Source organism: Hamadaea sp. NPDC050747, from assembly GCF_040654195.1.
In the GTDB taxonomy this organism is placed as follows: Bacteria; Actinomycetota; Actinomycetes; order Mycobacteriales; family Micromonosporaceae; genus Hamadaea.
The window spans coordinates 16543-41918 of sequence record NZ_JBFAHM010000019.1; the positions used below are offsets into that span (position 1 = coordinate 16543).

Here is a 25376-nt window from a genome sequence, read left to right on the forward strand (position 1 = left end):
GCTGACCGCAACGACGTCTCGTGATCCCCCGTGTGATGGCGCAACGAACGACTTGGTGTAAACCATGACGCAACTGACCACCACGGCATTGCTCGCGCTCCTCTATGGATCCGAACGGTTACCTTGCGTGTGATCCCGAGGCTGAACGTTACCTGGAAGTACGAGTTCTGGCAGCCCCCCAACCGCATCCACGATCCGTTCGGTTCAGCGATGATGGGCCGAATGGCCGATGGTGCAACGTAGTCACGCAAGGGCTGGCGAGGAACGGAGCGTCGGCGCGACAGCGTTCACAAGGGGCGCAACGTCGGCGCGGACGGCCGATACCAAGCGATGCCCCCCGCGGCGGACAACCCGATCCACGGACCGGACACCAGCACATCGACCCCGTCGGCCGTCACGGTCACGTCACGGGTCGCCGGATCGACGTCCTCGTCGTCGAGCATTCCCATCCGCGTGACCGCCTGCACCAACCGTTGCGGCACCTCGATCGGCCGGCCGGACCAGTCGGCGGCGTCGACGGTGACCGTCACCGCGACGTGGTCGAGCAACGCGTCCCGCAACCGCCGAGACCCGACGGCTTGACCGCCGACGCCGTCGGTGGACGCCTGGCGCAGGGTCTCCGCCGCCGCTCGGGCGATGTCGCGTACCACTTGGGCAGGCAGGACCTCGACGGACTCGGCGGCCGCCGACGGCAGTGCCCACCGCCACTCGCTGTCGCGCACGCGCGGGTGCTCGGCGCCCGCGAGCAGCTCGGCCACCGCGAACGTGCGGTCCGCCGAGATGAAGCCCTGAGTGGTACGCGTGACCAGCACACCCCACGGCAGGGTGCCCCAAAGGGCGATCTGGTTCGGCCCGGCCGGCCGGATGCGGACCAGGGCCTGGGCGTCGAACCGGGCGAGCCGGGCTAGGAAGCGGAGATCCACGGCCGCAGGAACTCCTGCTCGGAATCGGAAAGCCGGCGCGGGCGGCCCTTGTCCAGGTCGAACGGGACCAGGATCGAGCGCGCCCGGCTGGCCAGCACGTCGCCGTCGAACAGCTCATAGCAGACGGTGAACCGGGACGGCCGCAGCTCGTCGATCCACATCTCGATCCGGACGGGATCGCCGTAGTCCACCGGCCGCAGGTAGTCGACCTCGTGCCGGGAGACGACGATGCCTTCCTCGAAGGTCGACAGCCCGGCCGACCGGGCGCCCACGAACATCATCGCCACCCGCGCCTCCTCGTAGAGGGTGAGGAAGCGCGCGTTGTTGACGTGCCCGTAGGCGTCCAGGTCGGACCAGCGGAGGCTGACGTGGTAGACGAACCGCTTACTCAAGGAGGTCAGTCCCGGGTGAGCTTGCGGTGGGTCACCCGGTGCGGGCGAGCCGCCTCCGCGCCGAGCCGGTCGACCTTGTTCTTCTCGTACGCCTCGAAGTTGCCCTCGAACCAGAACCACTGCGCCTCGTCCTCGTCGTCGCCCTCCCAGGCGAGGATGTGCGTGGCGACCCGGTCGAGGAACATCCGGTCGTGGGAGATGACGACGGCGCAGCCGGGGAAGTCCAGCAGCGCGTTCTCCAGGCTGGAGAGGGTCTCGACGTCGAGGTCGTTGGTCGGCTCGTCGAGCAGCAGCACGTTGCCGCCGATCTTGAGGGTCAGCGCCAGGTTGAGCCGGTTCCGCTCGCCGCCGGACAGGACGTTGACCGGCTTCTGCTGGTCCGGGCCCTTGAAGCCGAATGCGGCGACGTAGGCCCGCGAGGGCATCTCGACCTTGCCGACCATCAGGTGGTCGAGCCCGTCGGAGACGACCTCCCAGACCGTCTTGCTGCTCTGGAGGCCGGCCCGGTTCTGGTCCACGTAGGACAGCGACACCGTCTCGCCGACCCGCACCGTCCCGCTGTCCGGCTGCTCGACCCCGACGATCGTCTTGAAGAGCGTGGTCTTGCCGACGCCGTTCGGGCCGATGATGCCGACGATGCCGTTACGCGGGAGCGAGAACGACAGACCGTCGATGAGCACGCGGTCGCCGAACCCCTTGACCAGGTCCTTGACCTCGATGACGGTGTTGCCCAGGCGCGGGCCCGGCGGGATCTGGATCTCCTCGAAGTCCAGCTTGCGGGTCTTCTCCGCCTCGGCCGCCATCTCCTCGTAGCGGTCAAGCCGGGCGCGGGACTTCGTCTGGCGGGCCTTCGCGTTGGAGCGGACCCACTCCAGTTCGCTCTCGAGCCGCTTCTTCATCTTGGCGTCCTTGCGGCCCTCGACGGCGAGGCGGGCGGCCTTCTTCTCCAGGTAGGTGGAGTAGTTGCCCTCGTAGGGGTAGGTGCGGCCGCGGTCGAGCTCGAGGATCCACTGCGCGACGTTGTCCAGGAAGTACCGGTCGTGGGTGATCGCGATGACCGTGCCCGGGTACTTCGCGAGGTGCTGCTCCAGCCAGTTCACGCTCTCGGCGTCGAGGTGGTTGGTGGGCTCGTCGAGCAGCAGCAGGTCGGGCGCCTCCAGCAGCAGCTTGCAGAGTGCGACCCGGCGCTTCTCACCACCCGACAGCGGGCCGACGACGGCGTCGGCCGGCGGGCAGCGCAGCGCGTCCATCGCCTGCTCGAGCTTCGAGTCCAGGTCCCAGGCGTCGGCGTGGTCCAGCTCCTCCTGGAGCCGGCCCATCTCGTCCATCAGCTCGTCGGAGTAGTCGGTCGCCATCAGCTCGGCGATCTCGTTGAACCGGGCGATCTTGGCCTTGGTGTCGGCCACCGCCAGCTCGATGTTCTCCAGGACGGTCTTGGACTCGTCCAGCCGGGGCTCCTGGGCCACCATGCCGACGGTGTAGCCGGGCATGAGGCGGGCCTCGCCGTTGCTGGGCGTGTCCAGGCCGGCCATGATCTTGAGGAGACTCGACTTACCCGCGCCGTTCGGGCCGACGACACCGATCTTGGCCCCGGGCAGGAAGTTCAGCGTGACGTTGTCGAGAACGACCTTGTCGCCGTGCGCCTTGCGCGCCTTCTCCAGCACGTAGATGAACTGAGCCACGGTCGGGCCAACCCCCTGGGTATCGGATCGGATGTCGGCGTCAATCTTTCCACGCGCCGCGCACCTCCCGCCCGCGGGGCTGTTCGCTCAGCGCGCCTTTGGGCGCTGGATCAGGGTTCTCGGTCGAATCAAGGCCCATGATTCGACCGAGAACCCTGATCCAGCGCGTACCAGAGCGGCGGGGCGGCTGTGAGATGTTGCACGAAGGTTAACCGCGGTGCTGCGCAAAGTGGGACGATCACCTCATCCGGGGACCGCACCTCGCGGCCTCGAGACACACCCATGGAGACGCCGATGTCCCAAGCAGAAATCCCGTCGCTCTACGGCGGGCCGGCCACCAAACGCGTACGCACCCGCGACCTGCTGCTGGCGAAGGAACGCGGGGAGAAGTGGGCCATGCTCACCTCCTACGACCAGTACACCGCCGCGCTCTTCGACACCGCCGGCATCCCCGTGCTGCTGGTCGGCGACTCGGCCGCGAACAACGTCTTCGGCTACGAGACCACGCTGCCCGTGACCGTCGACGAACTGCTCCCCCTGGTACGCGCGGTGACGCGGGCGACCAAGCGCGCCCTCGTCGTCGGCGACCTGCCGTTCGGCTCCTACGAGGAGGGCCCGGCCCAGGCGCTGCGCACCGGCGTACGGTTCCTCAAGGAGGGCGGCTGCCACGCCGTCAAGCTCGAAGGCGGGCGGCGCAGTGCCGCCGCGATCGAGGCGCTCACGCAGGCCGGCGTACCGGTCATGGCCCACATCGGGTTCACCCCGCAGAGCGAACACGTGCTCGGCGGTTATCGCGTACAGGGGCGCGGGGACGCGGCCGAGCAGATCCTGGCCGACGCCCGCGCCGTCGCCGAGGCGGGCGCCTTCTCCGTCGTCCTGGAGATGGTCCCGGGCGAGGTCGCCAAGCAGGTCACCCACGAACTGGACATCCCCACGATCGGGATCGGAGCCGGGCCTGACTGCGACGGCCAGGTGCTGGTCTGGCAGGACATGGCCGGGCTGCGCACCGGACCGGCGCCGCGCTTCGTCAAGCGGTACGCCGACCTCAACACCGTGCTGACCGACGCGGTCAAGCAGTACGCCGAAGAGGTCCGGGGCGGAGTGTTCCCCGCGTCCGAACACACTTTCTAATTCTCTTCCGATCGCGCGAGGAAAGCGGCCGTCCTGCGGGGACGGCCGCTTTCTCATACGTCGGTGACGCGAATTCCGGCGTGCGACTTGTAGCGCTTGTTGATGGCGATCAGATTGGCGGTGAACGCCTCCACCTGATGCGCATTGCGCAGGCGTCCGGCGTACACGCCGCGCATGCCCGGAATGCGATTCGCGAGCGCCTGCACGACGGCCACCTTCTCCCGCTCCTCCCCGAGCACGAGCACGTCGAGCTGCATCTCGGCGACCTCGGGATCGGCCAGCAACGCGGCGCTCACGTGGTGGAAGGCGGCGCACACGGTGGAGTCGGGCAACAGCGCCGCCGCCTGCTCGGCCGCACTCCCCTCCGGTACGCGCAGCGCGTACGGCCCGTGCTTGTCGAAGCCGAGCGGGTTCACGCAGTCCACGACGAGCTTGCCGGTCAGCGGCTCACGCAGCGACGCCAGCAGGTCGCCGTGGCCGTCCCACGGCACGGCCACGATCACGATGTCCGACTCGGCGGCGACGGCGGCGTTGTCGGCGCCCGTGACGTCGGCCGGCTCGCCGGCCAGCGCGGCGATCTCGGCCGCGGCCGCACTCGCCCGCTCGGCCGACCGGGAGCCGATCACGATCCGCTGGCCCGCCCGCGCGAGCCGGTACGCCAACCCCCGCCCCTGGTCACCGGTGCCGCCGAGGATGCCGACCGTCAGACCGGAGACGTCGGGCAGGGAGATCGCGTCGAGAGCCATGCGTCCGACCCTACCGGCGAGTATCTGCCCCACTCCAGCGCGATCGCTGATCATTGCGTCACCCATGCTGTTTCGGGCGGCGAATTGTCCGTTGAAACAGCATGGCTGACGCAATGATCACGCGAGTCAGGCGGCGGCGAAGCGGATCAGCCGCTTGACCGGGTCGGCGTCGGTGAGCCGAGCCCGCACCCGCTCCCCCGGCTTCAAGTCACCGGTGCAGCGGGCGCGGACCGGCGGCTCGTCGAGCGCGATCTGGTCGTCGTCGACCACGGCGGCGTCGAAGACCTCGCCGATCCGATCCTTGAGCAGCAGCGCTTCGGCCAGGTCGATCGCACCCCGATCGGCGGCGGAGGCGATCCGGCCGGTCTCCGTCATCACCTCGGGCAGCTTCGGCAGCGCCGCCCGGATGTCGTCGGGCACCGGGCGGCCTTCGAAGACGGCGAGGGCGGCCTCGGTGGCGTACCGGTCGGCCAGGCGGCGCAGCGGGGCCGTCACGTGGGCGTACGCCCCGGCGACGCCGCCGTGGTCGGTCTGCTCCGGGCGTACGCCGTCGAACGCGGTGTAGCCCGCGCCGCGCAGGGTTTCTGCCGTCTGGTCGATGAAGGCGGCCGCCCGGGGGTTCTTCGGGTCGAGTCCGGCGAGAATCCGGCCGACGCTCACCCCGTCGGGCCAGTCGATCCCGAGGCCGGCCGCGGCCGTCCGCAGTTTGGCGAGCGCCTCCGGCGCCGGATAGGGCATCGTCCGCAGCAGGCCGACCCCGCCCCGCAGCATCAACTGCGCCGCCGCCATCCCGGTGAGCAGCGAGATCTGCGCGTTCCACTCCTCGACCGGCAGTGGCGGGCGCAATTCGAGGCGGAAGCCCGACTTCGTCACGACGACGTCCTGCTCGGGCATCGGCAGGTTGATCGCGCCGCGCTGGAGACCCCGCTCGACGAGCAACCGGCCGATCTCGGGCAGCAGCGCGATCGGTTCGGGGAGGTTCCCCTGGTCCACCTCGCGCTGCACATTCGCGTACGCGAGCTTGGCGCGGCTGCGGACCCGCGCACGCTCTACGCGTACGCCCTCGGTGACCCCGCTGGAGTCGAGGTCGATCGTCCACACCACGGCGGCCCGTTCCTGGTCGGGCAGGAGGCTGGCCGCACCTTCGCTCAGGACCACCGGATGCAGCGGGACGTTCCCGTCGGGCAGGTAGACGGTCTGCCCACGTTTCCAGGTCTCGGCTTCCAGGGCGCCCCCGATGGGCACCGCGCTCAGGACGTCGGCGATCGCGTACGACACCTGGAAGCCGGAACCGCGGCGGCGGAGGTGGACCGCCTGGTCGAGGTCCCGCGAGCCGGGCGGGTCGATGGTGACGAACTCGACGTCGGTCCGGTCGAGCGCGGGCAGTTTGGGCGCGGCCGCGGCGGCCTGCGCCTCGGCCTGGGCCGGTGCCGGGAACGAGGCCGGCAGGTGAAGCTCCGCCCGCAGCGGCCCGAAGTCGATGGCGGAAGCGAAAACGCGTCGGGTGACCACGGCACATTCCTACCAGTGCCGTGCACCCGACGCGGGACGAGACATGCTTCGGGCCGCCGGCCGTGCATCCGGCGGCCCGACGGACGTCAGCGCATGCGCGAGGTAGTCCGCTTCGCGGTCGTCTTCTTCGCCGCCGTCTTCTTGGCCGTGGTCTTCTTGGCCGCCGGACGCGTCGTCTTCTTCGCCGCGGTCGTCTTCTTCGCCGCCGGACGCGTGGTCTTCTTCGCGGCCGTCGTCTTCTTCGCCGTGGCCTTCTTGGCCGCGGTGGTCTTCTTCGCCGTCGTCTTCTTGGCGGCGGTGGTCTTCTTCGCGGCCGCCGCCGTCTTCTTCGCCGCGGCGGTCGTCTTCTTCGCGGCCGTGGTCTTCTTGGCCGCGGGACGGGTCGTCTTCTTCGCCGCCGCCTTCTTCGCGGTGGTCTTCTTCGCCGCGGGACGCGTCGACTTCTTCACGGCCGCCGTGACGCGCTTCGCCGTGGTCTTCTTCGCGGCCATCGTCTTCTTGGCGGTGGTCTTCTTCGCCGCCGACGCCGTCTTCTTCGCCGCCGCGGTGGTCTTCTTCGCCGCCGCGGTCGTCTTCTTCGCCGCCGCCGCCGTCTTCTTCGCCGCGGTCGTCTTCTTCGCAGCCGTGGACTTCTTGACCGCTGCGGCGCGGCCGGCCGGCGCCTTGGCCGCCGTCTTCTTGGCGGTGGTCTTCTTCGCCGCCGGTCGGGTGGCCTTCTTAGCTTCGGCCATCTCTCCTCCTTACGGATGTGTCCGACAGGCCCTTCGCCCGCTGCGGACGTTTGTGCAACCTCGGCACTTTTGCCGCTGTTGCTCAACGTCACTATGCATCGCAATTCGGCCATGTGTGTGTATTTCAGCGAAAAATCGGAGAATTCTTTTCTCCGGCGATGATGGACGGACAGCCGAATGACGACTCGCGCCATTCGGCGTACCCGGTGAAAAGCGCTGTGGCAGCGCCGAATCAGCCCTCAGCCGTCGACAAGGGAGGACCGCGGGCACCTCACCCGACGAGGGTGGCCTCGGCCGCGACGGACTCGTCGCGACGCGCCGCCGGAACGTCACGCGGGCGGGTGAGCAACGCCAAACACAGCCCGGCGAGACTACAGAGTGCGACCACTCCGGCCCACAGTTCCACGGTCCAGCCGACGCCGACGCTCACCTCGACGCCGATCAGCTGACCGGCCCAGATCGCGAGCGGAGCGAGCGCACCCACCACGAGCCAGCGATCCCAGGGCCACGGCACGACGGCGAGCACGGCGTCGGCCACCACCGCGCCGAGGATCGCGCCCGCGATCGGCTCCGGATAGGCGAATTCGGTGAACGCCGCCCCGCCGATCGCCACCACCGCGGTCACCGCCGTCAGCACCCCCAGCGGCGGGCGGTCCAGAAACCGGCGCAGCAGGAGGACGGCCACCAGGATCGCGGCGGTGTTCGCGAGATACCCGCCGAAGCCGAGCACCGCGCTGCCCTCGTTCGCCCCGTTCGGCACGTAGAGCTGCGACGCCCGCGGCCACTGGAAGACCTCCAGGTAGCTCAGGAAGAAGGCGCCCGCGCCCGCGACCGACGCGGTGGACAAAGCGATGGCTGCGACTCCCGGCCACCGCCCGCTGAACTCCCGCGCGGCGGCCACCGCCGGCGACGAGAACAACAGCATCCCGCCCACGAGCAGAACCAGGTGCGTCGGGCTCAAGAGCGCGTCCACGCCCGTCTCCACGCCGAAAAGCGTGTGCCACAGCATGTCGCCCGCCCCACCGGCCGCGAAAATCGCCACCCCCACGATCCCCGACTTGTACGCCTTGGGCAGCGCACTCCACCAGGCGAGCGGGCCGGCGGCGCGACCGCCGAGGCGTACGCCGAGCAGGATCAGCCAGCCCGCGGTGAGCAGGAAACCGGAGTAGAGCACCGCGTGCCACGGCGTGAAGAACGTCTCCAGACCGGGCCGGTTCGCATGCGCCCACCCGTCCAGATGCAGGCCGACGATGGCGAGGAGGCTCAACGACGCGGCGATCAGATGGTCGCGATCGGAGACCGAAGTAGACATGGCACCGCCCTTCTTCTTCGACGATGGTAGATCGCTTTCAGAAGGCGCGCAGGAACAGCACGGCCGCGATGCCGACGGCGTACGCGACGATGCCCGTCCGCAGAATCCGCTGCGGAATGCGGCGGGCGATCCGGGCGCCCGCGTACCCGCCGGCGATCGTCGCCGGGGCCAGCAGCGCGACCGCGGACCACCGCACATCCGCGAAGACCGCGAAGTACGCGATCGTCACCAGCCCTTCAGCGGCGGAGACGACATTCTTCATCGCCGTGATCTGGCGCAGCGACCCGTCCACGAGCAGCCCCAGCACGGCCACCAGCATCACACCGAGCGCGGCTCCGAAGTACCCGCCGTACACACAGCCCAGCCCGACCAGACCATGCAGCGCGACCGCCCGTTTACGCGTACTCATCTGATGGGGATGACCCACCACTGCCTTGAGCCGATCCTGGAACGCGAGGACCGCGGCCGCCGCGAGCACCAGGAGCGGGACCACCCGCTCGAACGCCTCCGCCGACGTGACCAGCAGCAGCGCGCAGCCGGTGGCCGTGCCGAGCGCGATCGTGGGCAGCAGCCGCAGCAACGTACGCCGCTCGTCGCCGACGTCCCGCCAACTCCCCGCGACACTGGCGAGATAGCCCGGACAGACCGCGACAGAATTCGTGACGTTCGCGATTTTCGGCGGCAAACCGGTCGCGATCAGCGCCGGGAAACTGATGAGCGAACCACCGCCCGCGGCGGCGTTCACCGCACCCGCGCCGAACCCGGCCGCGAGCAACACCACGACCTGATGTGCCTGCACCTACGCCTCCCCAGGCCCCGCCCTTCCGCGCGATCATGAACTTACCGTCGTGATCGATCGGTGTGTCGTGTCCACGGGTCCCTGATCGACTCCGGGCGAACCTGATCAGTATCCTTGTCACTACGACGGACGAGTCGGCCGGGCGGCCGCGTCATCACTGCGGGCCCGCGGTGATGCCGAGGAACGTCCGGACTCCACAGGGCAGGGTGGTTGTTAACGGCAACCCGGGGCGACCCGCGGGAAAGTGCCACAGAAAACAGACCGCCCGACTCCATCGGAGATCGGGTAAGGGTGAAACGGTGGGGTAAGAGCCCACCAGCACCCCGGGTGACCGGGGTGGCTCGGTAAACCCCACCCGGAGCAAGGCCAAGAGGGACCCTCGGGTCCTGCGCAGGCGTTCGAGGGCGGCCCGCCCGAGCCTGCGGGTAGGCCGCTGGAGCGCACCGGCGACGGTGCGCCGAGATGGATGGCCGCCGCGCCCTCTTCGGAGGGCGGCACAAAATCCGGCGTACAGGCCGACTCGTCCGTCGCTCTCCTGATCAAGCCGTCGTCCGGCATTCTGAGCTGGGCGTATTGACAGTATCCTTGGTTCTCGTTAGTCGTCATTGGTTGCCGTTTCGCGGCCCAGTGGCGGCCCAGACGGCCCACAGACGGCCCACAGACGGCCCCAGCAACCAATCCCCGCTTCTTGATCGACACGCCGACCATGCGGCCAAAGCGCGCCTCCCACGGAGTACACAAGTCCTGGCCAGATGTCCGACACACGATCGAATGACCGTTCCTGGCCTGGACGTCCAGACAGAGTGAGAATCAACGGGCACCCCGGATCTCTATAATCAGCGATTGATCTTCGTTCGCGCTCGGTTCACCCCCAACTGTGGTAGCCGCTGGCGAGCACTGTGACGGAACTTCCCTGGGGCTCCCACTGAGTCAAAGGCAGAGAGGACTCGACACGGCATGGCGCTTTCGGACCCGCGAGTGCGTCGTGTCCGTTTCTACAAGACCCTCCAAGGTGCCCCTGTGGCTCGTGACGAGTTCTTCGGGCTGCAAGATGCGGGCCAGGAAGCCCTCGGCGATCTACTCACCCGTTTTGAACACGACGAGCAGCGCAGATCCGAGATCAAGCTCGTGGGCAACGGGCTGTTTGAACTTCGGGCAAACGCTGAGGGCAACCAGTATCGGGCGCTGTTCTTCTACGACGGTTCGACGTACTCGATCGTCGTTGTGTGCTTCCAGAAGAACTCACGCAAGCTTCCTGACCACATTCGCGATCTCGCACAGGACCGGATGAAGTCCTGGCAGGCGCGTGGACGAACGGCTCGGAAGCAGTAGGCCGAACGGGCTACCATGCCGACCCTTTGCCCGCTAGTATCGGTCGAAACCGATACTGCATAATCTCGTTACTTACAGCAACGATGGTTGCACGCGTGCCCAGAGGAGAATCAGCACGTGCCACTTCGCCCATGACGCGGACACGGACAGGTGACACATGACCCAAGAGTATGAAGCCTTCACCGACGACCCCGACACCGAGCTTGCGGAGGTCCTCAAGGAAGCGGCTCGAAGGCGGCCCAACCTCGCGGGTGGCTTCGAAGATGCCGCCGCTCGCCAGTATCTTCTGGGCCAGTTGATCAAGATCAGGAAAGATCTCAAGATCACGCAGCGTCAGGTAGCAGAACGTATGCAAACCACGCAGTCTGCCGTGTCCGATCTGGAATGCGGCAGCGTTGATCCCTACTTTTCGACACTCCAGCGCTACGCGCGCGCTGTCACCGCTCGCCTTCGCGTCCGAGTCGACTTTCCGCATGACGCCGCCTGGACTGATACCTGGATGTACGAGCGCACCCAGGCCGCAACCCACGTCAATGTGGCAGCTCGCCCTGCCCGTGCACCCGTAGGATCGTCCAGCACTTGGCGAAGGATCGTTGAAACTCAGACGGTCAGCGCGACGCCCGCAGAGGTCAGCAGGTAATGGACGGCGTCGCGCACCTCGACTCGCTCAAGAAGGATGCAGCAAGGATGTCGGGGTTCACTGATGTCCTGGATGTACGCCTGTTCGGTGTGGAAAGCAAGTTTTACGCCTTCCCGGGGCAAACCGAACCGTTGACCTGGAACCTGGACATTACGCCCACGGTCGACTACGAGTCCGATGACGATACCTTCGTGCTTAACGTTGAGTTCCGCGTTCAGATCGTAAGTAGCGATGATCCCGGAGAACATGAGGACGACGAGCACGAGAAGGCTTCACTTCAGTTCACCTACGCGGCGCTGTTTTCCGTAGCGATGCCAGAGGGCCAAGCTGCTCCGACTGAGGCTGAGGTTGAGGCATTTGGGCGACTCTACGGGGTCCAACTGGTGTATCCCTATGCACGAGAGTTCGTTCAAAGCATCACATCGAGGATGGGCTTTCCACCGCTCACCATTAGCCAACTGCGCACACGCCAACTCCTGCCGTCCGAGGATGATTCGGCTGCCGACGAGGTTCCGACGAAACCGGCCAAGCGTTCATCGGCCAAGAGGCGCTAAGGCCTTCGAAGCAACATTGCCTTGACGTACGTCTCAGCCATCCCGTCGCCGTCGACCCACACTCTGTGGACACGGGTTCTGCCCTCCTGGTCAAGGTGGAGCTCCACACTTGCAGAACGACCTTGACCAGGAGGGCAGGTTCCGTGTCGGCTCTGCCTGGGTCGATGGTGACGGGATTGCCGGCCATCCTGGAGCCCGAGATCTCTGCCGGAGGCATCGGCTTGTGGTGTCGCGCCGTCGCGGGGCTATCACCGCCGCCGGGCGGGCCGAAGGCCGAAGGCCGTAGGTCCCGTTCCCGGCGAGCGGCGGGCCGTTGGCCCGGCCCCGTTGGCGACGGCGCGTGCGGCCCGTCAGGGCCGCCTTGAAGACGTAAAGAAAATTCTCACAGGTCGCGTGTTGCAGCCTCAGCCCCGGTCGAAGTATCGATTGTCCAGTCGGCGTCGTCTGGGTCGGTGAGGACGACCTTGCCTGAACCGGCAGGGGCATATCTCGGCCGCAATGGCGTCAAGTTGTTGATCCGGGCCCACTCCATACCGTCGGCGTCCGTGAATTTGAGGTATGACACTGCTCCGACGTTGGGTGCCAGATCTGTCAAAAGCTGCAACCGCAGCCGTGCCGGAGAACGCGCAGCGACTCTATGAGCCTTGATGGGGTCAAGCGGGACACAGTGAACCCAGGAGAACTGGGTCGGACCGGTCGGCACCAACAGCCCGACCTCCACCTTGTGAATGGGCGCATCGCTATCGTTCTGCACATCCACGTGCGCGACTCCATCCCAAGGACCGGCCGTGCTTGCTGTTACCAGCCGTGCCTGATTCGCCTCAGCCGCGCGCCGCTCGGCGATCAATCGCTTCTCAGATTTGACCCGCGCCGCTCTCTCCTGAGCCAACCCATACACGACTGCAATCAGTGCACCGGCGGTGCCAAAAGCGGCGATCCAGTCCGGAACCGTTCCCCACGCGACATCGGTCATCACGTCATCATCGCCAATCGTTCGCGACCGGAACCTGCATGTGCTCGTAGCACCCTAGCGGGACGTCTAGGGACGACTTGGGCTCCGTAGCCGTCCGTAGCGGCAAATCTCTGGCCGCGTATAGGCTCCCCCACGTGCCTGAACTGGTCGAATGGGCGTCGGGACAGGCTGCGCAGGAGTTGGCAGCCTCTCTGCCGAGACGTTGGCAACATGTACAGGGCGTAGCGGCAAAGGCCCGCCAGATCGCCCGGGTAGCCCCGGCAGAGGACCGCGACTTGCTCATCGCGGCAGCCTGGCTGCATGACATCGGGTACGCGCCGGACATTGCGCATACCGGCTTTCATTCGCTCGATGGCGCACGGTGGCTCCGCCAGCACGGCCAGTCCCGCCGTCTCGCATCATTGGTCGCTCATCACTCGTGTGCACTCTTTGAGGCGGAGGAACGTGGTCTAGCCGCGGTGCTTGTCGCGGAGTTCGAGCAAGAGCACTCCATCACCGCGGACGCTCTGTGGTACGCCGACATGACCACGACGCCGGACGGGATGCCGATCGACGTGGTCTCCCGGCTGGACGAGATAGATGAGCGCTACGGCCCCGATCACCTGGTGACCCGGTTTTGGGTGAAGGCGCGGCCGACGCTGCTGGCTGCCATCGACCGTGTGGAGAAGGCCGCTCAGCCGATGTAGGGCTTTGGCCGATTCTCGTAGCCGTGATCGATGCGAAGCCTCATCGACGGGTGGATGCTGAGAGAGTCCAGTTCTTCATGCGGCACCCATCGCACCCGAGATGACTCCTCGCTCGCGGTCGGTTTGCCGGAGACATACTCGGCGCGGAAGCAGATCGAGAACTGCTGGCGTACCTCGCCGTCGCTGAACTCCACGAGGTGGTTCGGGTTGGTGTAGATGCCGACGATGTCAGTCACCCGCACGGTCACGCCGGTCTCTTCGAGCGTCTCCCTCACAGCGGTCTCAGCGATGTATTCACCAAACTCCTGCGCCCCGCCGGGCAACGCCCAGAGGCCGTTGTCGGTCCGCTGTATGAGGAGGATGCGGCCCTTGTCGTCCACGACGTGGACGGTCACGGCAGAGACGATGCTGTTGGGTTTCGGAGCTTGCGGGTCGTTGAGGTGCTCGATACGTGCCACGCCTTCTAGCCTGCCACGAGGCCGCCCCAGATCGGCTTGCCGCTCGACCACACTCGATCGAACGAGTCGGCGTACGTGTCGAACAGGTCCCCGCCCGACGAGAGCCGCCGCATGTGGAAGGTCGGGCAGTGCGCGGCTGGGAACCCGTAAGCGTGCGTGTTCACGAGCATCTCGTCGTCAGACAGATAGATCGAGTTGTAGAGCGGGGTGTCGTGGAACCGGGCATGGACGCCGTCGACGTTCTTGAGCGGGTCGTAGAAGGCGAGCACGTTGTAGACCTTGCTCGCCATGGCGTCGCCGATGCCCTCCTCGGCTCCTCGCTGCGCTACGGCCTCCGACTTCGGGTCGCCGAGCAGGATCTCGACTCTCACCCCCGCCTCTGCCTTCGCCTTGAGGATCTTCACGAGTCGTGGCTCAAGCTCTGGCAGGAAAAGTCCGGCGTACGCAAGGATGCCGATCCTGCGCTCGGCGCTCTCGAATAGCCGACGCCACAGCTCGACCGGCACTGCCGACCGGCGCGGATAGATGTGGATCATCTCTGACTGTGCCACAAGCGCCGCGCGCTCAGGCGTCAAGGCGTCGGGCCACAGGTACGTGGCCGGTCGAGCGGGTCATCGCTATCCGCAACAGTCTCGCCGAGCGGTACCGGCTCGCGGTGGACCTGGGCGTCGGCTGCGGGATGAGGCAGGGCGAGATCTTCGGTCTCAGCGTTGACGACCTGGACTTCGGCGACAGCGGCTCCGGCTGGCTCCAGGTTCAGCGGCAAGTGAAGATCGTGCGTAATCGGCTGGTCTTCGGACTACCGAAGAACGACAAGGACCGACGCATCCCGGTGTCAGCCGAACTCGGCAAGCATCTCCAGGCTCACATGACGCGTACGCCGCCGCTTAAAGTGACGTTGCCGTCGGAAGTTCCCGGCGGGGAGCCGACCACCGTTCTTCTGATCATGACAACGCCGCGACGGAACGCGATCAAACGGCAGACCTTCGACGCCAAGGCTTGGCGTCCGGCGCTCCGGCGGGTTGGCCTCGTGCCGGATCGCAGCCTGGGCATGCACGCGCTACGCCACCTCTATGCCTCGACCCTCCTCGACGCCGGGGAGAGCATCAAGGCACTCGCCGAGTTTCTCGGCCACTCCGACCCGGCCTTCACTCTCCGGCGATACGCCCACCTAATGCCGACGACCGAACACCGCTCCAGGGCTGCGGTCGACAAGCTTCTTCAGAAGATCAGCAACCTGTGATCATCGGCCTGGATCTCGTGGGAAAATGATCCTGGCGAACTCTCTTGCTAGCCGTGGGGAGGTAGACCCATGACCACGCGCAGGCCCCATGGTCCGAAGAAGCCAGACGACGACTACCCGGACCTCGAACTAGAGACCATTTATTTCGACGCAGCCAAAGCAGCAAAGGCCGCTTCGATGGCCGATAAGACTAAGGCTGCCGTAGACAGAGAGAGTATGTCTTCATCTGCCCCATCGGAGGACTCCGATGCTGATCATAACAAGGCTTCTCGGAACCAGCGGACGGAGCCGAAGGAGAGCTAACACGCCCGCTGTTGATGCGACAGGCAAGGCATACCTAGATCTTCTAGAGCGCGAAGTAGAGGAAGAACGCGACCGTTGCCACGCAATCGACACGCGCGCACTCGCCATCGTCACCTCATCGGGCGCTATCGTCGCACTTCTCGCGGCAATTGCCGCCATCATGGGCAAGCGCCAGGAAATCCATCTCGGAATCTGGTCGGCGGTCAGTGTCGCTTCCGCCGTAACGTTTGGCTTTGCCTCGATATTTGGCCTTCTGGCATCGTGGCCAAAACGGCGCGAGGTGGCGACGGCGCGTGCCTTCCGGCAGCTCATGGATAAGTACTGGACCCAGCCGGAGCCAGTCGCAAGAAGCTATGTGTACGACTTGGAAGTTCGCCATCTCGAATCCTTGCGTCGGATCAACTCAAAGCACGCAAAAATGCTCCGCTATGGCTTAATTTCGCAACTCGTAGCAGTCGGCTTGCTCATCATCGTTTTTGCGGTGCTGGTTTTTCAAGCTACCTCGGCGTAAGCGAAAGCCCAGCCCCTGTGGGGGCACACGGCCCAATGACGGCCCAGAGACCAAGATCACGCAAAGAACCGCAGATCAGAGCACATAACGCGGCCCGAATCCGGCGTACGGGCCGACTCGTCCGTCCCACTCCTGACATCGGCATGATCAGCGGAAGTTTCCGGTGCCATAACCCCACAAATGCTCCGCTGATCAAGGGCGCTCATGATCAGGGTCATTTCCATGTCGCTATAGCACCGTGGAAATGACCCTGATCATGGGTCGGCGAGCGCGGCGAGCATCCGCTTAGATGGCGACATGGGCGAAGCGATGACGCCGGGCGAGGCGGTGGGCGCGTTGCGCCGCGGGGTCCCGATCCAGCAGCGCGTCGCGCCGGGTTCGTGGGTCGGGATCGAGTCCGTCGGCGAGCTCTTCGAGATCCGCTTGTACGCCGAGAGCACGGCCGACGGCGTGGTCCTGGGCGAGAGCGCCGATCTAGTCGAGGCGTTGGTGACGGCTGAGCGCCTCGCGGGGGCGTCCCGGGCCGGCTGGTCGGCGGCGGAGGTGTGAGCCGCTAGCCGGCGAGGGCGGCGCGGAGTTCGCGTACGACGTCGAAGGCTTCGTCGCCGTTGCCGTCCCACATCTCACGCCACTCGGACTCGTCGCCCACGATCCGGTCCAGGGCGCGTACGGCTAGGTCGCGGAGGGATTCCGGGAAGTCGAGTTCTTCGTCGTCGGCGAACATCTCCGGGGCGTACGCCTCCATGCCGGGCAGTTGGGATGCCACGACTGCGGCGGCGGCCACGGCTTCGGCGGCTTCCGGGTATTCGAGGTAGTCGTCCCAGTCGACGACGGCTGTCAGGGTCTCGGCGATGATGTCCGACCACTCGGCCGGGTCGGCTTCGAGGAGGTCTTCCAGCCAGTCGGAGGCGTCGTCGTTGTCGTACGGTCCGGCGTCCCAGGTTCCCATGAGCGCGAGTATGGCACTGCGGTTCGCGTACTGGTCAAGGAAGGGAGTGTGCCCGCTCAAGCAGCAGGACGCGCTCGGACTCGTTGCGGGTGAGTGAGGCGGCGCGCTCGAACTCGGCGCGGGCCTCGGCCGTGCGGCCCAGCTTGACCAGCAGGTCGCCGCGCACGCTCGGCAGCAGGTGGTACGCGGCCAGCGTGGGTTCGTCGGCCAGCGCGTCGACCAGCTTCAGCGCGGCTTCGGGGCCGGACGCCATGCTGACGGCGACCGCCCGGTTGAGGTCGACCACCGGGGACGGGGCGAGTTCGCCGAGGAGTTCGTAGAGCCGGACCATCTGAGCCCAGTCGGTGTCCTCGGCGGTGGCCGCGCGCGCGTGGCAGGCGGCGATGGCGGCTTGGAGCGTGTAGGGGCCGACTGGTTCGCCGATCGAGAACGCCCGGTCGAGGGCGGTCAGGCCACGCTGGATCAGGATGCGGTCCCAGCGGGCCCGGTTCTGGTCGAGGAGCAGCACGGGTTTGCCGTCCCGGCCGACCCGGGCGCGCAGGCGGGAGGCCTGGATCTCCATGAGCGAGACGAGGCCGTGCACCTCGGGCTCGCGCGGGACGAGTTCGGCGAGGATGCGGCCGAGTCGCAGGGCTTCCTCGCACAACGTCGGGCGGATCCAGCTCGTCCCGGTGGTGGCCGCGTACCCCTCGTTGAAGATGGCGTAGACGACTTCGAGGACGGAGGGCAGGCGGTCGCTCAGCTCGGCGCCGCGGGGCGTCTCGAACGGGATCTGCTTCTGCGCCAGGGTCTTCTTGGCCCGGGTGATGCGTTGAGCGACGGTCGTCTCGGGCACCAGGTACGCCCGCGCGATCTCGTCGGTGGTGAGCCCACCGAGGAGGCGCAGGGTGAGGGCGACCCGGGCTTCCGGGGACAGGACCGGATGGCAGGCGGTGAAGACGAGGCTGAGCAGGTTGTCGCCGATGTCGTCGTCGAGCGCGGCGTCGACCTCGGCTTCGAAGGACTCCCCGTGCTCTGTCAGGTCGCGGCCCAACTCGGCGACCTTGCGCGTCAGCGTCTCCTGCCGTCGCAGGTAGTCGACCGCACGCCGCTTGGCGATGAGCATGAGCCAGGCGCCCGGGTTATCCGGTACGCCTGACTCAGGCCATTGTTCGAGCGCGGCGACCAGCGCGTCCTGAGCGAGTTCCTCGGCCAGGCCGACGTCGCGGACGACCCGGGCGAGCCCGGCGATGATCCGTGCGGATTCGATCCGCCAGACCGCGTCCACTGCCCGATGCGCTGCCGACACCGCCCTATCAGAGCAGGCAGGCGTCGATCACTGCAAATTAGCGCGCTGCTGCGCGTCCTTGGCTTGGAGCTCCGGGTCGATCTGGCCCTCGAACTCCTCGTTCTCGAAGACCTGGCGGATCTCGATCTCGGCGACCTGGTCGTCGGAGGTGCCCTGCGAGGCCGGCATCCGCTTGACCCATTCGACCGCCTCGTCCATCGACTTGACCTGCCACAGCCAGAAGCCCGCGATCAGCTCCTTCGCCTCGGCGAACGGCCCGTCGACGACGGTGGCCTTGCCCGCCTTGAAGGTGACCCGCGCCCCTCTGACGCTCGGGTGCAGGCCCTCGCCGGCGAGCATCACGCCCGCCTTGATCAGCTCCTCGTTGTACTTGATCATCGCGCCGACGACCTCGTCGCCGGGCAGCACCCCCGCCTCGGCGTTCTCGTCGGACTTGATGATCACCATGACTCGCATCTCGAATCTCCCCTTCGCTGAACGGTGAAGTCACCCATACGTCGAACGAGCGACCGCGGAAACGACACCGGGGGTCAGTCCCACGCTCGGCCGATTCGCTCCAGGTCGGCGGCGTACTCGATGCGGCGGACCCAATCAGTCGGCCAGGCAGCCACGCCGTACGCCGCTCCGGCGAACGCACCGGCGAGGGAGGCGATCGAATCGGAGTCCCCGGAGGTCACCGCACCCCGCCGGAGAGCCGCGACCGGGTCGTCGGCGTACAGGAGGAAGCAGAGCAGGCCGGTGGCGAGCGCCTCCTCGGCGATCCAGCCTTCCCCGGTCGCCAGGCACGGGTCGGCGACTCGATCCCCGACGGCGAGGGCCACGGCGAGGCGGTCGAGAACGGCGGCGCATTCGTCCCAGCCGCGCGCGATGAACTCCTCGGGCGTCGCCTCACCGGGGCGCTGCCAGAGGTCGCCCAGCCAGGCGAAGTGATAGACGCGGCGCTGGTCGGCGCACCGCTGCCGCAGCGCGGCCGGCAGGTCGTGCGGAGCGAGCCCGCCCCGCAGCCAGTGCACGGCGAAAGCCGTCAGGTCACTGGCCGCCAATGCCGTCGGATGCCCATGCGTCAGGGCCGCCTGCAACTGCGCCATCCCCGCCCGGTCCGCGTCGGGCACGCCGGGCACCAGGCCGACCGGTGCCACCCGCATGTTCGCGCCACACCCCTTCGAACCGGCCTCGGTCGCGGCGATCCACGGCTGCCCTTCGGCCAGCCGCCCGATCGCGCGCAGACAGGTCATGCCGGGTGCGCGGTTGTTCTCCGGGCTCACCGCCCAAGCCATGAAGCGCTTACACCACAACGGTTCCAGGGTCGCGGCGTCAAAGACGTCGGCCTCCAGCAGCGCCTCGGCCACCGCCAGGGTCATCTGCGTGTCGTCGGTGACCAGGGCCGGCTCGCCGTCCGGCTCGGCCGGACCCCCTGGGCCGAATCGGGCGGTGATGTCCGCGTACCGCAGGAACTCCGTGGGCTTGCCCAGCGCGTCGCCGAGGGCCAGCCCGAACATCGCGCCGCTCGCTTTTCGCATTTTCAGGAGGGTACGCCGCGCGGACTGGGCGGGTCCGCGCGGCGCGTGGGAGCGGCACCGTCAGGGGAAGCTGACGATGTTCACCGGGACGGTGGCCGTGCCCTGGGCGGGTCCGCCCGTGGAGTTGATGACGTGCGCGATCGTGCCGTTGCCGCCGAGGGAGACGGTGAGCAGGTCGTGGAACTTCACGTTGGCGGTGACCGGTACCTCGAAGCCGTGGTCGGCGACGATGGTCGGGTCGACGTTGAAGTAGCAGTAGCTGCCCAATCCCCAGCCTTCGTGCGAGGTGACGGTGTCGGCCACCTTGTACGCCGCATAGCCGCCGGCTCGCCAGGCGGCCTGGTTCGGCGGGTCGTACGGCATCTCGTTCTGGAAGAAGATCGTCTTGCCGCCGTTGCCGTTCCAGATCACCTCGTACTTCTGGTAGTGCTCGACGAACAGGCCGAGGGCGGTGACGTTGTTGCCGTTGACGATGAGGCCGGTGTCGGCGGTGTTCACCGTCCAGCCGACCCCCGTGCCGTGGTCGGCGCGCCAGGCCCAGATGTGGTCGATCAGGGTGTTGTTGCTGTTGACGATGAGGCTGGTGGTGGCCTTGCCCGCGCCCGCGCCGCCGATGCGGAAGAAGACGTCGTTGATCGAGATCGGGTTCGCGGCGTGCGACGCGCTCGCCCCGTTCGGTCCGATCTGGAGCAGGACCGGCGAGTTGACCGTGCCCGCGTCGAAGAGCAGGCCGGCGATCTTCACCCCGTCGACGTCGGCGACGGTCATCGGGATGACACCGTTGTCGGGGATCAGGGTGGCGTACCCGAGGCCGAGGACGACGGTGTCGGCGCGCGTCACGGTGAGCGTCTGGTTCAGGTGGTAGACGCCCGGTGTGAAGAGCAGGTTGAGCCCCTGGGCGAGGGCCAGGTTCAGGGTGGCCGCCGAGTCGGTGGGCTGCGCGACGTAGAACTGGGTCAGCGGAATAGAGCTGCCCGGCGTCGACCCGTTCGCCCACGTCGTCCCGGACGCGTTGGTCCGCAGCGACGGCACGAACACCCGGTACGCCCCGGTCCCGTCGACGTAGATGTACGGCTTCTCCCGGCTCACCGGAGTGGTCGCCAGCGTCGTGTACGGCGGGTTCGGGAACGCCTGCGCGGGCGCGCCCTGCACACCGGAGAACACCATGTTCCAGACGCCGTTGCCCCAGCTCCCGATCTGGCTGTCCCGGGTGTACCACTGCTGCTGCGAGTACGGGCCGACCTGACCGCTGACCCGGGAGTCGGCGATGTAGCCGCCGCTGGCCCAGCCGTAGCCGTTGGGCGCGAGGTTCAGGTCGCCGTGCACGTCGATCCGCCGGAACGGAGCGGCCTGCGAGACGGCCCACCGGGTGAAGCCGGCCGACGGGTAGATCGAGAAGTTCTCGGCCGACCGCCAGAAGTTCTGGGTCGCGTTGCCGTTGAACCAGCCCGCGTCCACGGTGACGTCACCGTTGATGCGGACGTCGCCCGGGTTCTGCCCGAGGCCGGCGATCGAGGTGTAGAAGCCGATCTGGGCGTTGAAGCCGCTGTACGTGCCCGGCTTGAACAGCAGGGCGTACCGCTGGGAGCCGAACTGGTTGGACTCCATCTGGGCGAAGACGGTGTCGACCTGGCTCTGGATGGTCGCGCCCGACATGCTCGGGTCGAAGACCTTGACGTTCGGGCCGAGCGGACCGCCGCCGGGCAGCTGCGGGCCGGTGGGCGTCGGCGTCGGGCTGGTGGGGGTCGGGCTCGTGGTGGTGCGCGTACGGATGACGAACTCCCAGAGTGAGTACCCGTAGCCGGTGGCCCGGGCGGTGCCGTAGAGGCGGACGTAGCGGCCGGATCCGTTGACGGTCAGCGTCTGCGTGCCGCCGGTCCCGGTCGTGGTGCTGTAGATGCTGGTCCAGGTCGATCCCGTGTCGGACACCTGGATCTGGAACGCGGTCGCGTACGCCGCCTCCCACTGCAGGACGACCTGGCAGACCGTCTGGACGCTGCCGAGGTCCACCTGGAGCCACTGCGGATCGCTGAACGCGCTCGACCAACGGGTCCCGGTGTTGCCGTCGACGGCGTACGCGGCCGCCGTTCCGGCGCTCTCGGCCGACGACGCGGTCGCGGGCCGGTTGAGCCCGGCGTTGGCCGTGCCGCAGCTCGCTGTTCCGGTGGAGCCGTAGACCTGGAACTCCCACAGCGAATACCCGTACGCGGTCGCCCGGGCCGTGCCGTAAAGCCGCACATAGCGGCCGGTGCCGTTCACCGTGAGCGTCTGAGTGCCGCCGGTGCCGGTGGTGGTGCTGTAAACGGTGCTCCACGTGGTGGCGTCGGCCGAGACCTGCAACTGGAACGCGGTCGCGTACGCCGCCTCCCATTGCAGGACGACCTGGCTGACCGTGGCGGTGGCGCCCAGGTCGACCTGGATCCACTGCGGATCGCTGAACGCGCTCGACCAACGGGTCCCGGTGTTGCCGTCGACGGCGTTGGCGGCCGGGGTGCCGGCGTTCTCGGTGGACGAGGCGGTGACGGGTTTGCCTTGGGAGAGCAGCGGGTCGGCCGCCTTGGCCGAGCCGGTGAGCACGACGGCGAAGCAGGTCGCGAGCAGAGCTGCCGCGGCCGCCACCGCTGTGGCGTGCAGACGTCTCATGACATCTCCAGGGGACGGAGTCGGAACGGGGGTTGGAGAGCGCTCTCTGGAGAGAGATTTCATCCCGACTACCGTCGATGTCAAGACCTTGTTTCCCGGCCGTTTCCTTGCGACAACGCCTGGCCAGCCATTTTGCTGTCGGCAACAACGAATTCCCGATGTGCCAACGTTGGCGGTCCGCGAGAAAGCGCTCCCCCGCTGGATGCGCCCGGTGCGCTGAGCGCCGGTTCGCCCGGTTCGCTTGGTGCCTCTGGTGCCCGTGGTGCGCCTGGTGCGCTGGTGCGCGCTCAGGCGCTGGATCAGGGATCCGGGTCGAATCTTGGACCAAGATTCGACCGAGATCCCTGATCCAGCGCCGTCGGCGGAGCGGAGCGGCGGAGCGCGTCGGTGGGTGCTTCGGCGGAGCGCGGTCGTGAGAACGGGGCGGCGGAGTCAAAGGGCGGCGGCGAGTGCCCGCATCCGGGCGGCGGCCAGCTCGATGACGACCCGGCTGGCCGCCGAGAGCTGCGCGTCCGGCCGGTGCACGATGGCGAAGGTCTCGTAGAGCCGCGGCCGCAGCGGAGTCCAGCCCAGCCCGGGTGGCAGCCGATCCGCCAGCCGGTGCAGGACGCCGCGCCAGATCACCGTGTCCGCCAGCCCGGTCGCGGCGACCTCCAGCGCGGTCTCCACGTCCTCCACCTCGACCCGGGGTCGCAGCGAATATCCGGCGGACTGGACGCTGTGCGCCAACGCCCGGCGGGTGGAGTCGGCCTCGCGCCAGCTGACGTCGGGCAGGACGAGCGGCGCCGCCGCGAGACCGGCCGGAGTCACCGGGCGTACCAGGCGATCCGGGTGCGCGCTGAGGTAGACCAGTTCGTCGCGCATCACGGGGTTGACGGCCAGCCCTTCCTCCTCGACGGGCAGCGCGATCAGCCCCGCTTCCAAGGCGCCCTTGCGGAGCAGGTCGCGCAGTTCGGCCGAGTTCTGCCCGACCAGCTCCAGGCGTACGCCCGGATGCCGGCGCAGCACGTCGCCGACCAGGTCCGCCCCCAGATAGAACCGGGACGTCTTGAAGATTCCGAATCGGACGGTGCCGGTCAGCACCTGGCGTACGTCGGCGACGGCCCGGTCCGCCTCCTCGACCGCGGCCAGCGCCGCTGCCGCGTGCGGGACGAGCGCCCGCGCCTCCTCGGTCGGCACCAGTCCCCGCCCGACTCGGCGGAACAGCGGCGCGTCGAGGTGCTGTTCCAGGAGCCTGACCTGCTCCGAGACCGACGGCTGGGCGTACCCGAGCGCGCCGGCGGCGGCGGTGAACGAGCCGTGCTCGACCGCCGCGAGGAAGCACCGCAACTGGTGCAGCGTCATCAAGGCATTTCCTTCGGGTCCTGGAGGAAAAACAGGCTACCTCGATAGCTCGGACCGGCCTACCGTCTCCAGACATGACCACGGAAGTGGCCCCTGCTGCGGCGCCGGCCGATGTGCGCCCCTCGACTCCTCGCCGTCGGCCGGCGCCCGGTCTGGGCGCCGTGTTGTGCCTGGTCTCGGCGGCCGGGTTCGGGCTGTCCGCGGTCTTCGCCAAGCAGTCCTACGCCGCCGGGATCAGCGTCCCGGCGATGCTCGCGGGCCGCTTCGCCGTCGCCGCCGCCGTCTTGTGGGTCATCGTGGCCTTCCGGCGTCCGGCCTTTCCGACTCGCCGCACGCTGATCACGTGCATCGGCCTCGGGGGCATCGGGTACGCCGCCCAAGCGGTGCTCTACTTCAGCTCGCTCGCCTGGATCGACGCGTCGCTGACCGGACTGCTGCTCTACCTGTACCCGGCGCTGGTGACCGGACTGGCCGTGCTGCTGCGCCGGGAACGCCCGGATCGCCGCCGGTACGCCGCCCTGCTGTGTTCGGCCATCGGCCTGGTGCTGATCCTGGGCTCGGGTGGGTCGATCGGTTCGGCCGCCGGGATCGGAGTCGCGCTGGCACTGGGCTCCGCCGCGGCGTACGCCTTGTATCTGACCGTGGCCGCCGGCGTGCCCGCTGACCTGGACGTCTTCCTGCTCTCCGCGATCGTCTGCACCTCGGCCTGCGTGACCATGACCGCAACCGGGTACGCGACCGGCTCGATGACCGGGCCGACCGCGGTGACCGGATGGGGATGGGTCGTGCTGCTGGCGATCTTCTCCACAGTGGTCCCGATCGCGACGCTGCTGGCCGGCATCCGGCTCGTCGGCGCGCCGACGGCGTCCATCCTGTCGTGTGCCGAACCCGCGGTCACCGTCGCGACCACGGCCGCCGTCTACGGCGAGCGGCTGACTCCGGGGCAGCTCCTCGGCGGCGTCGTGATTCTCGCTGCGGTGCTGGTCCTGCAGGTCCCGTTCCGGCGGGGCGGATCCCGTACTCGCCACGCCGGCTGAGGCCATAAGATTCGCCCATGGCCGGACCGTTTCTCGTGGACTGGCCGGTCTCGGGGCGGCTGGCGGTGATGTCCCGTCCGACCGGCGGCGATGCTCTTGTACGCGCGCTGCACGGGTTGCGGCGCAAGGGAGTGGACGCGCTGATCTGCGCGCTCACCGAGGGCGAACGCGACCTGCTGGGGCTGGCCGCCGAACCGGAGGTCGCCCGCGACGCCGGGCTGGCGTACATCGACTTCCCGATTGCCGACTTCTCCGTGCCGGACCTCGACGATCTCGCCGAACTCGCCGCGAAACTGGCCGTGCGCCTGCGGTCCGGCGACTTCATCGTGGCCCACTGCCGGGGCGGGATCGGCCGGTCCGGCATCGTTGCGGCGGCCGCGCTGATCGCCCTCGGCGCCACCGCCGAACAGGCCATGGAGCTGGTGTCGGAGGCTCGTGGCGTACCGGCGCCGGAGACCGAGGAGCAACGGGCATTGTTGCGCCGGCTGGCCGAGCGCACCTTCTGAAGGCGCCCGCCCGCCGCTTTCCAGCGCTGGATCACGGATGTCGGTCGAATCTTGCGGCAAGATTCGACCTGGAACCCTGATCCAGCGCCCAACGGGCCGGCGCCCCAGGACGGGCGCCCACCGGGCCGGCGCCCCAGGACGGGCGCCCAACGGGCCGGCGC

At 67.9% G+C, this 25376-nt stretch carries 27 protein-coding genes and 1 other RNA gene; 11 read left to right on the forward strand and 17 right to left on the reverse strand.

From position 1 onward, the window contains the following. Positions 1-287: 287 nt before the first annotated feature. Genes AB0H43_RS35460 through ettA form a run of 3 tightly spaced genes read right to left on the reverse strand, consistent with a single transcriptional unit; the run spans position 288 to position 2997 of the window. Positions 288-923 carry a hypothetical protein gene (locus AB0H43_RS35460; protein ID WP_360006959.1) on the reverse strand — a complete coding sequence of 212 codons (636 nt, stop codon included), beginning with the start codon at positions 921-923 and terminating at the stop codon, positions 288-290. Continuing rightward, positions 905-1315 carry a thioesterase family protein gene (locus tag AB0H43_RS35465; RefSeq protein ID WP_360006961.1) on the reverse strand — a complete coding sequence of 137 codons (411 nt, stop codon included), beginning with the start codon at positions 1313-1315 and terminating at the stop codon, positions 905-907. Before AB0H43_RS35465 ends, AB0H43_RS35460 begins: the two co-directional genes overlap by 19 nt. A gap of 5 nt (positions 1316-1320) precedes the next feature. Further along, positions 1321-2997, reverse strand: coding sequence for an energy-dependent translational throttle protein EttA (ettA, locus tag AB0H43_RS35470; protein WP_360006964.1), 1677 nt, complete (start codon positions 2995-2997; stop codon positions 1321-1323). Between the two features lie 294 nt (positions 2998-3291). On the opposite strand from ettA, the gene panB reads away from it, so the two are divergent. Then, complete coding sequence (gene panB / locus AB0H43_RS35475) at positions 3292-4128, forward strand: 3-methyl-2-oxobutanoate hydroxymethyltransferase (RefSeq protein WP_360006967.1); 837 nt, start codon at positions 3292-3294, stop codon at positions 4126-4128. A gap of 53 nt (positions 4129-4181) precedes the next feature. On the opposite strand, the gene npdG is transcribed toward panB, so the two are convergent. The 5 genes from npdG to AB0H43_RS35500 form a co-directional block, all read right to left on the reverse strand. Further along, positions 4182-4874 carry an NADPH-dependent F420 reductase gene (npdG, locus tag AB0H43_RS35480; protein WP_360006970.1) on the reverse strand — a complete coding sequence of 231 codons (693 nt, stop codon included), beginning with the start codon at positions 4872-4874 and terminating at the stop codon, positions 4182-4184. A gap of 126 nt (positions 4875-5000) precedes the next feature. Continuing rightward, positions 5001-6386, reverse strand: coding sequence for an RNB domain-containing ribonuclease (locus tag AB0H43_RS35485; RefSeq protein WP_360006973.1), 1386 nt, complete (start codon positions 6384-6386; stop codon positions 5001-5003). Positions 6387-6472: 86 nt separating this feature from the next. Beyond that, positions 6473-7117: a hypothetical protein gene (locus AB0H43_RS35490; protein ID WP_360006975.1), complete on the reverse strand. Its 645-nt coding sequence runs from the start codon at positions 7115-7117 to the stop codon at positions 6473-6475. 271 nt (positions 7118-7388) lie between these two features. Further along, a complete protein-coding gene (locus tag AB0H43_RS35495; RefSeq protein ID WP_360006978.1) occupies positions 7389-8429 on the reverse strand; it encodes a hypothetical protein in 1041 nt (346 codons plus the stop codon). A 37-nt stretch (positions 8430-8466) separates the two neighbouring features. Beyond that, positions 8467-9228, reverse strand: coding sequence for a sulfite exporter TauE/SafE family protein (locus AB0H43_RS35500; protein WP_360006981.1), 762 nt, complete (start codon positions 9226-9228; stop codon positions 8467-8469). A gap of 130 nt (positions 9229-9358) precedes the next feature. Here AB0H43_RS35500 and rnpB point away from each other — a divergent pair. From rnpB to AB0H43_RS35520, 4 genes are all read left to right on the forward strand, one after another. Continuing rightward, an RNA gene (gene rnpB / locus AB0H43_RS35505) (RNase P RNA component class A) lies at positions 9359-9755 on the forward strand. 493 nt (positions 9756-10248) lie between these two features. After that, a complete protein-coding gene (locus AB0H43_RS35510) occupies positions 10249-10560 on the forward strand; it encodes a type II toxin-antitoxin system RelE/ParE family toxin (RefSeq protein WP_360006983.1) in 312 nt (103 codons plus the stop codon). 157 nt (positions 10561-10717) lie between these two features. Beyond that, entirely contained in the window at positions 10718-11200 is a 483-nt protein-coding gene (locus tag AB0H43_RS35515; protein WP_360006986.1) for a helix-turn-helix transcriptional regulator, read from the forward strand. Continuing rightward, positions 11200-11754, forward strand: coding sequence for a protein-export chaperone SecB (locus AB0H43_RS35520; RefSeq protein ID WP_360006989.1), 555 nt, complete (start codon positions 11200-11202; stop codon positions 11752-11754). Before AB0H43_RS35515 ends, AB0H43_RS35520 begins: the two co-directional genes overlap by 1 nt. A gap of 382 nt (positions 11755-12136) precedes the next feature. On the opposite strand, the gene AB0H43_RS35525 is transcribed toward AB0H43_RS35520, so the two are convergent. Next, positions 12137-12727: a hypothetical protein gene (locus AB0H43_RS35525; RefSeq protein ID WP_360006990.1), complete on the reverse strand. Its 591-nt coding sequence runs from the start codon at positions 12725-12727 to the stop codon at positions 12137-12139. Positions 12728-12861: 134 nt separating this feature from the next. Between AB0H43_RS35525 and AB0H43_RS35530 the strand changes: the two genes are divergently transcribed. Further along, complete coding sequence (locus AB0H43_RS35530) at positions 12862-13413, forward strand: HD domain-containing protein (protein WP_360006993.1); 552 nt, start codon at positions 12862-12864, stop codon at positions 13411-13413. Here AB0H43_RS35530 and AB0H43_RS35535 read toward each other — a convergent pair. Then, positions 13401-13871 (reverse strand): NUDIX domain-containing protein, encoded by a 471-nt coding sequence (locus AB0H43_RS35535; RefSeq protein WP_360006995.1) that lies wholly within the window; start codon positions 13869-13871, stop codon positions 13401-13403. The genes AB0H43_RS35530 and AB0H43_RS35535 overlap by 13 nt on opposite strands. Positions 13872-13876: 5 nt before the next feature. After that, a complete protein-coding gene (locus AB0H43_RS35540; protein WP_360006998.1) occupies positions 13877-14407 on the reverse strand; it encodes a hypothetical protein in 531 nt (176 codons plus the stop codon). Between the two features lie 8 nt (positions 14408-14415). Here AB0H43_RS35540 and AB0H43_RS35545 point away from each other — a divergent pair, with 8 nt between their 5' ends. The 3 genes from AB0H43_RS35545 to AB0H43_RS35555 all read left to right on the forward strand — a co-directional run bounded on the left by AB0H43_RS35545 (position 14416) and on the right by AB0H43_RS35555 (position 16477). Further along, positions 14416-15114, forward strand: coding sequence for a site-specific integrase (locus AB0H43_RS35545; RefSeq protein WP_360006999.1), 699 nt, complete (start codon positions 14416-14418; stop codon positions 15112-15114). 247 nt (positions 15115-15361) lie between these two features. Then, a complete protein-coding gene (locus AB0H43_RS35550) occupies positions 15362-15928 on the forward strand; it encodes a hypothetical protein (RefSeq protein WP_360007002.1) in 567 nt (188 codons plus the stop codon). 297 nt (positions 15929-16225) lie between these two features. Then, a complete protein-coding gene (locus AB0H43_RS35555) occupies positions 16226-16477 on the forward strand; it encodes a hypothetical protein (RefSeq protein WP_360007005.1) in 252 nt (83 codons plus the stop codon). A 4-nt stretch (positions 16478-16481) separates the two neighbouring features. Here the strand turns inward: AB0H43_RS35555 and AB0H43_RS35560 are convergent, their stop codons facing one another. The 6 genes from AB0H43_RS35560 to AB0H43_RS35585 form a co-directional block, all read right to left on the reverse strand. Next, positions 16482-16877: a DUF4259 domain-containing protein gene (locus tag AB0H43_RS35560; protein WP_360007007.1), complete on the reverse strand. Its 396-nt coding sequence runs from the start codon at positions 16875-16877 to the stop codon at positions 16482-16484. 34 nt (positions 16878-16911) lie between these two features. After that, positions 16912-18165 (reverse strand): RNA polymerase sigma factor, encoded by a 1254-nt coding sequence (locus AB0H43_RS35565; protein ID WP_360007010.1) that lies wholly within the window; start codon positions 18163-18165, stop codon positions 16912-16914. A gap of 27 nt (positions 18166-18192) precedes the next feature. Further along, entirely contained in the window at positions 18193-18612 is a 420-nt protein-coding gene (locus AB0H43_RS35570) for a YciI family protein (protein WP_360007013.1), read from the reverse strand. Positions 18613-18695: 83 nt separating this feature from the next. Further along, positions 18696-19685 (reverse strand): ADP-ribosylglycohydrolase family protein, encoded by a 990-nt coding sequence (locus AB0H43_RS35575; protein WP_360007016.1) that lies wholly within the window; start codon positions 19683-19685, stop codon positions 18696-18698. A gap of 60 nt (positions 19686-19745) precedes the next feature. Then, positions 19746-22328, reverse strand: a complete 2583-nt coding sequence (locus tag AB0H43_RS35580; protein ID WP_360007019.1) for a discoidin domain-containing protein — start codon at positions 22326-22328, stop codon at positions 19746-19748. A 432-nt stretch (positions 22329-22760) separates the two neighbouring features. Next, positions 22761-23672 carry a LysR family transcriptional regulator gene (locus AB0H43_RS35585; RefSeq protein WP_360007022.1) on the reverse strand — a complete coding sequence of 304 codons (912 nt, stop codon included), beginning with the start codon at positions 23670-23672 and terminating at the stop codon, positions 22761-22763. 74 nt (positions 23673-23746) lie between these two features. Between AB0H43_RS35585 and AB0H43_RS35590 the strand changes: the two genes are divergently transcribed. Then, positions 23747-24709: a DMT family transporter gene (locus AB0H43_RS35590; RefSeq protein ID WP_360007025.1), complete on the forward strand. Its 963-nt coding sequence runs from the start codon at positions 23747-23749 to the stop codon at positions 24707-24709. Positions 24710-24726: 17 nt separating this feature from the next. Continuing rightward, a complete protein-coding gene (locus AB0H43_RS35595) occupies positions 24727-25215 on the forward strand; it encodes a tyrosine protein phosphatase (protein ID WP_360007028.1) in 489 nt (162 codons plus the stop codon). Positions 25216-25376 lie beyond the last annotated feature (161 nt).

What these genes read in the sequence shown, in the direction of transcription:
- AB0H43_RS35525 (WP_360006990.1), bottom strand. Translation starts at nt 12,727, where the DNA reads ATGACCGATGTCGCGTGGGGAACGGTTCCGGACTGGATCGCCGCTTTT.
- AB0H43_RS35570 (WP_360007013.1), bottom strand. Translation starts at nt 18,612, where the DNA reads ATGGTGATCATCAAGTCCGACGAGAACGCCGAGGCGGGGGTGCTGCCC.
- AB0H43_RS35595 (WP_360007028.1), top strand. Translation starts at nt 24,727, where the DNA reads ATGGCCGGACCGTTTCTCGTGGACTGGCCGGTCTCGGGGCGGCTGGCG.
- AB0H43_RS35585 (WP_360007022.1), bottom strand. Translation starts at nt 23,672, where the DNA reads ATGACGCTGCACCAGTTGCGGTGCTTCCTCGCGGCGGTCGAGCACGGC.
- AB0H43_RS35550 (WP_360007002.1), top strand. Translation starts at nt 15,362, where the DNA reads ATGCTGATCATAACAAGGCTTCTCGGAACCAGCGGACGGAGCCGAAGG.
- AB0H43_RS35580 (WP_360007019.1), bottom strand. Translation starts at nt 22,328, where the DNA reads ATGAGACGTCTGCACGCCACAGCGGTGGCGGCCGCGGCAGCTCTGCTC.
- panB (WP_360006967.1), top strand. Translation starts at nt 3,292, where the DNA reads ATGTCCCAAGCAGAAATCCCGTCGCTCTACGGCGGGCCGGCCACCAAA.
- AB0H43_RS35590 (WP_360007025.1), top strand. Translation starts at nt 23,747, where the DNA reads ATGACCACGGAAGTGGCCCCTGCTGCGGCGCCGGCCGATGTGCGCCCC.
- npdG (WP_360006970.1), bottom strand. Translation starts at nt 4,874, where the DNA reads ATGGCTCTCGACGCGATCTCCCTGCCCGACGTCTCCGGTCTGACGGTC.
- AB0H43_RS35515 (WP_360006986.1), top strand. Translation starts at nt 10,718, where the DNA reads ATGACCCAAGAGTATGAAGCCTTCACCGACGACCCCGACACCGAGCTT.
- AB0H43_RS35575 (WP_360007016.1), bottom strand. Translation starts at nt 19,685, where the DNA reads ATGCGAAAAGCGAGCGGCGCGATGTTCGGGCTGGCCCTCGGCGACGCG.
- AB0H43_RS35555 (WP_360007005.1), top strand. Translation starts at nt 16,226, where the DNA reads ATGGGCGAAGCGATGACGCCGGGCGAGGCGGTGGGCGCGTTGCGCCGC.
- AB0H43_RS35490 (WP_360006975.1), bottom strand. Translation starts at nt 7,117, where the DNA reads ATGGCCGAAGCTAAGAAGGCCACCCGACCGGCGGCGAAGAAGACCACC.
- AB0H43_RS35495 (WP_360006978.1), bottom strand. Translation starts at nt 8,429, where the DNA reads ATGTCTACTTCGGTCTCCGATCGCGACCATCTGATCGCCGCGTCGTTG.
- AB0H43_RS35560 (WP_360007007.1), bottom strand. Translation starts at nt 16,877, where the DNA reads ATGGGAACCTGGGACGCCGGACCGTACGACAACGACGACGCCTCCGAC.
- AB0H43_RS35540 (WP_360006998.1), bottom strand. Translation starts at nt 14,407, where the DNA reads ATGATCCACATCTATCCGCGCCGGTCGGCAGTGCCGGTCGAGCTGTGG.
- AB0H43_RS35520 (WP_360006989.1), top strand. Translation starts at nt 11,200, where the DNA reads ATGGACGGCGTCGCGCACCTCGACTCGCTCAAGAAGGATGCAGCAAGG.